This is a genomic window from Kitasatospora sp. NPDC097643, from assembly GCF_040302625.1.
Classification (GTDB): Bacteria; Actinomycetota; Actinomycetes; order Streptomycetales; family Streptomycetaceae; genus Kitasatospora.
On sequence record NZ_JBEOSA010000139.1, the window covers coordinates 1 to 5,045 of the forward strand.

1 protein-coding gene is annotated in these 5,045 nt (G+C 74.6%); it reads right to left on the reverse strand.

Annotated elements, in window-relative coordinates:
- Positions 1-5,045, reverse strand: a 5,045-nt coding sequence (locus tag ABTY15_RS39385; RefSeq protein ID WP_350607482.1) for an SDR family NAD(P)-dependent oxidoreductase, incomplete at both ends; no start/stop codon positions are given.

Below are 5,045 nucleotides of genomic sequence, written 5' to 3' on the forward strand. Positions count from 1 at the left end.
ACCTCGTCGAACGCCGCAGCAAACGCCGGATGGGCGGCACACAACTCCTCCCCCATCCCGGCCCGCTGGCTGCCCTGACCGGTGAAGAGGAAGGCCTGCCGACCGGCGACGGCCACGCCCTGGACCAGCCCCGGGTCCTGCTGGCCCGCCGCCAGTGCGCGCAGCGCACGCAGTACGGCAGCGCGGTCCTCGCCGACCACTGCGGCACGCCGTTCGAGGACGGCGCGCCCGGTCGCCAGGGAGTGTGCCACGTCGGCGAGTTCGAGATCGGGCGACTCCTCCACCAGGGCCGTCAGCCGCTCGGCCTGCGCCCGCAGTGCATCCTCGCCGCGGGCCGACAGCAGCCAGGGCAGCACCGGCGCCCGGCGCTCCGCCGGCCGGCGCTGCGCGGTGCGGAGGTCGCTCGGCGGCTCCTCGATGATGGTGTGGGCGTTGGTGCCGCTGATGCCGAACGAGGAGACCGCGGCCCGTCGGGGCCGTCCGGTCTCGGGCCACGGCCGCGACTCGGTGAGCAGTTCGACCGCGCCGGCCGTCCAGTCGACGTTCGGCGAGGGCTCGTCCACGTGCAGGGTCGGCGGCAGCATCCCGTGCCGCATCGCCATCACCATCTTGATGATGCCCGCCGCACCGGCCGCGGCCTGGGTGTGGCCGAGGTTCGACTTCACCGAGCCCAGCCAGAGCGGGAGTTCCTCCGTGTGGGCCTGCCCGTAGGTGGCGAGCAGCGCCTGCGCCTCGATCGGGTCGCCGAGCGTCGTGCCGGTGCCGTGCGCCTCCACCGCGTCCACCTGGTCGCCCGTCAACCCCGCGGCGGCCAGGGCCTGGCGGATCACGCGCTGCTGGGACGGGCCGTTCGGCGCGGTGAGACCGTTGGAGGCGCCGTCCTGGTTGACCGCGGATCCGCGGACGACCGCGAGCACCCGGTGTCCGTTGCGACGGGCGTCGGAGAGCCGCTCGACGAGGAGCAGGCCGACGCCCTCGCCCCAGCCGGTGCCGTCGGCCGAGGCGGCGAACGACTTGCAGCGCCCGTCGGGCGAGAGGCCGCGTTGGCGGCTGAAGTCGACGAAGGTCTCGGGGGTGCCCATCACGGTGACACCGCCGGCGAGCGCCATCGTGCACTCGCCGCTGCGGAGCGCCTGGATCGCCAGGTGGAGCGCGACCAGCGAGGAGGAGCAGGCGGTGTCGACGGTGACCGCCGGGCCCTCCAGGCCGAAGGTGTAGGCGACGCGGCCGGAGGCGATGCTTCCGGAGTTGCCGGTGCCGAGGTAGCCCTCGACACCGTCGGGGAGTTCACCCAGATTGCTGGTGTAGTCGTGGTACATCACGCCGGCGAACACGCCGGTGCGGCTGCCGCGCAGCGTCGCCGGGTCGATTCCGGCCCGCTCGAACGCCTCCCAGGAGGTCTCCAGCAGCAGCCGCTGCTGCGGGTCCATCGCCAGCGCCTCGCGCGGCGAGATCCCGAAGAACGCGGCGTCGAACAGCCCTGCGTCGTGCAGGAACCCGCCCTCCTGCGCGTACGAGGTGCCCTGGTGGTCGGGGTCGGGGTGGTAGAGACCGTCGAGGTCCCAGCCGCGGCCGGTCGGGAAGCCGGAGACGGCCTCGCGGCCCTCCGAGACCAGCTGCCACAGGTCCTCCGGCGAGCCGATGCCGCCCGAGAAGCGGCAGGCCATGCCGACGATCGCGATCGGATCGGTGTCGGTCGCCTCGGCCGGGCCCGCGGCGGGGCCCTGCTCGACGGCGTCACCGACCAGTTCGGCGAGCAGGAACGCGGCCAGGGAACCCGGGGTCGGGTAGTCGAAGACCAGCGTCGCGGGCAGCCGCAGACCGGTCTCACCGTTGAGCTGGTTGCGCAGTTCGACGGAGGTCAGCGAGTCGAAGCCGAGCTCCTTGAACGCCCGCCCGGCGTCGACCTCGCCCGCGTCGGCGTAGCCGAGCACGGCGGCGATCCGGGTGCGGACCAGGCCGAGCAGGGTCTGCTCCCGGTCCGCGGCCGACTGGGCCGACAGGCGGGCGGCCAGCTCGGAGCCGCCCGCCGCAGCCCCGACGCGGGCGGAGCGGCGGGTCGGCACCCGGACCAGCCCTCGCAGCAGCGGCAGCACCCCGGCGGTGGACTCGCGCCGGACGGCGGCGAGGTCGAGCCGCATCGGCACCAGGGTCGCGGCGTTGGTGGCGACGGCGGCGTCGAAGAGCGCCAGCCCTTCCGCTGCGGCCAGCCCCTCGACACCCGACCGGGCCATCCGGTCGGCATCACCGCTCGCCAGGTTGCCGGCCATCCCCGCGCCGTCGGCCCACAGGCCCCAGGCGAGGGAGGTGGCGGGCAGTCCGGCGGTCCGGCGCTGGGCGGCGAGGGCGTCCAGGAAGACGTTCGCGGCCGCGTAGTTGCCCTGGCCCGGGCCGCCGAAGGTGCCGGCGGCGGAGGAGAACAGCACGAACGCGGTGAGCGGGTGGCCGGCCGTCAGGTCGTGGAGGTGGAGGGCGGCGTCGGCCTTCGGACGCAGCACGGTGTCGATCCGCTCGGGAGTGAGCGAGGTGACGATGCCGTCGTCCAGGACACCGGCCGTGTGGACCACACCGGAGAGCTCGTGGTCGGCGAGCAGCGCGGCCAGCGCGTCGCGGTCGGCCACATCGCAGGCCGCGACCGCCACCGTGGCGCCGGCCTCCGTCAGCTCGGCGACCAGCTCCGCCGCACCCGGCGCGTCCGCACCACGCCGGGATACCAGCAGCAGACTCCGCACCCCGTGCTGGACCACCAGATGACGGGCCACCAGCCCGCCCAGCAGACCCGACGCACCCGTCACCAGGACCGTGCCCGACGACCCGAACACCGGCACCGCCTCGGGCGACACTGCCGCCCGGGCCAGACGCGGCACCCGCACCTCGCCACCACGCACCGCAAGCTCGGGCTCATCGGCGGCCAGCGCGCCCGCCACCAGGCCCTCCGCGACCTCCGGACTGTCCACGTCCAGGAGGACCAGGCGGCCGGGGTTCTCCGTCTGCGCGGAGCGCACCAGGCCCCAGACCGGGGCGTGCACCAGGTCATCGACCTCGGCACCGACCGCCCCACGGGTCACCAGGACCAGACGCGACGCCGCGAACCGCTCATCAGCCAGCCACTCCTGCACCGTCCCCAAAACCCCGTGCAGCGCGGCGCGGACCGCAGCGGACACCTCGCCGTCGGAAGTCGCGAGAAGCGGGAGGAACACGGTGTCGGGGACGGACCGGCCCCCGTCGACCGCCTCGCGGAGCCGCACCAGGTCAGCGAACGGCTCGGCGGACAGCTCGGCGCCGAGGCCTTCCCCGCCGAGCACGACCCAGTCGCCCGTCGGCGCCGGGGAGACCGGCAGCGCGGTCCACTCCACCCGGTACGGCGACTCGGCCGGACCGCCGCGAACCTGGCTCTCGGAGACCTCACGCAGCACCAGCGAGCCGACCTCGGCGACGGCCTGGCCGCTCTCGTCGGCGAGCCCCAGCGTGATCGCGTCCGCGCCGGCGCGGGACAGCCGGGCCCGCAGCACGCCGGCACCCGAGGCGAACAGGGTGACGCCGTTCCACGAGAACGGCAGGCGCCCGCGCCCGGTGTCGTCGAGCAGGTCGCCGAGTCCGACCGCATGCAGCGCGGAGTCCAGCAGCGCCGGGTGCAGGCCGAAGGACGAGGCGGAGTCCCGGGCGTCGTCCGGCAGCGCCACCTCCACGTAGGTGTCTCCGTCATGGCGCCAGGCGGCGCGCAGGCCCTGGAACACCGGCCCGTACCCGAACCCGGCCGCGGCCAGCCGCTCGTACAGGTCGTCGACGGGAACCGGCACCGCACCGGTCGGCGGCCACTCGACCAGGTCGAACGACGGGGCGGCGGCCGTGCTGTCGGGTGCGACCACACCGGTGGCGTGCCGCGTCCACGGCTCGCCCTCCCCGGCGTCCTCCGGGCGCGAGTGGACGCTGAGCGTCCGCCGGCCCGCCTCGTCCACGCCGGCCAGGGACAGGCGCAGCTGGACGCCGCCGCGCTCGGGCAGCACCAGCGCGGCCTCCAGCGTCAGCTCCTCCAGCAGCCCGCAGCCGACCTGGTCACCGGCCCGGATCGCCAGCTCGACGAACGCCGTACCCGGCAGCAGCACCGCGCCCATCACCGCGTGATCGGCCAGCCACGGGTGCGACTGCACCGACAGCCGGCCGGTGAACACCACGCCGTCCGACTCCGGCAGCTCCACACTCGCACCGAGCAGCGGGTGCCCCGCCGCACCGAGCCCGATCGACGCGACGTCACCGACCGACGTGCCGCCTTCCAGCCAGTACCGCCGGCGCTGGAAGGGGTAGGTGGGCAGGTCGACCCGGCGCGCGCCCGTGCCGGCGAACACGGCCGGCCAGTCGACGACGAGGCCGCGGACGAACGCCTGCGTGAGCGCAGTGGTCAGCGTGCGCGCCTCCGGGCGGCCGGCCCGGAGGACGGGGACGAACACGGCCTCGGCCGCACTGTCCTGTCCCATCGCGGACAGCACACCGTCCGGGCCCAGCTCGACGAACGTCCGGACACCGTCCGCCTCCAGGACGGAGACCGCATCCGCGAAGCGGACGGCCTCGCGGACGTGCCGCACCCAGTACTCGGCGTCAGTGAGCTCGGTCGAGACGGGGGCGCCGGTGAGGGTGGAGACGATCGGAAGTCGCGGGGACTCATAGGTGACCTGCTGCGCGACGGCGCGGAAGTCGTCCAGCATGCCGTCCATCAGCGGGGAGTGGAAGGCGTGGCTGACCGTCAGCCGCTTGGACTTGCGTCCCTCCAGCTGTGCGACCAGCGCGAGCACCGCATCCTCGGCACCCGATATCACCACGGACGTGGGCCCGTTGACCGCGGCGATACCCACGCCCTCGGTCAGCAGCGGCAGCACCTCCGCCTCGCTCGCCTGCACCGCGACCATCGCACCACCGCCCGGCAGCGCCTGCATCAGCCGGCCACGCGCAGCGACCAGCTTCGCGGCATCCGCCAGCGAGAACACACCCGCCACATGCGCCGCAGCCAGCTCACCGATCGAATGCCCGGCCAGCACATCCGGAGTCAG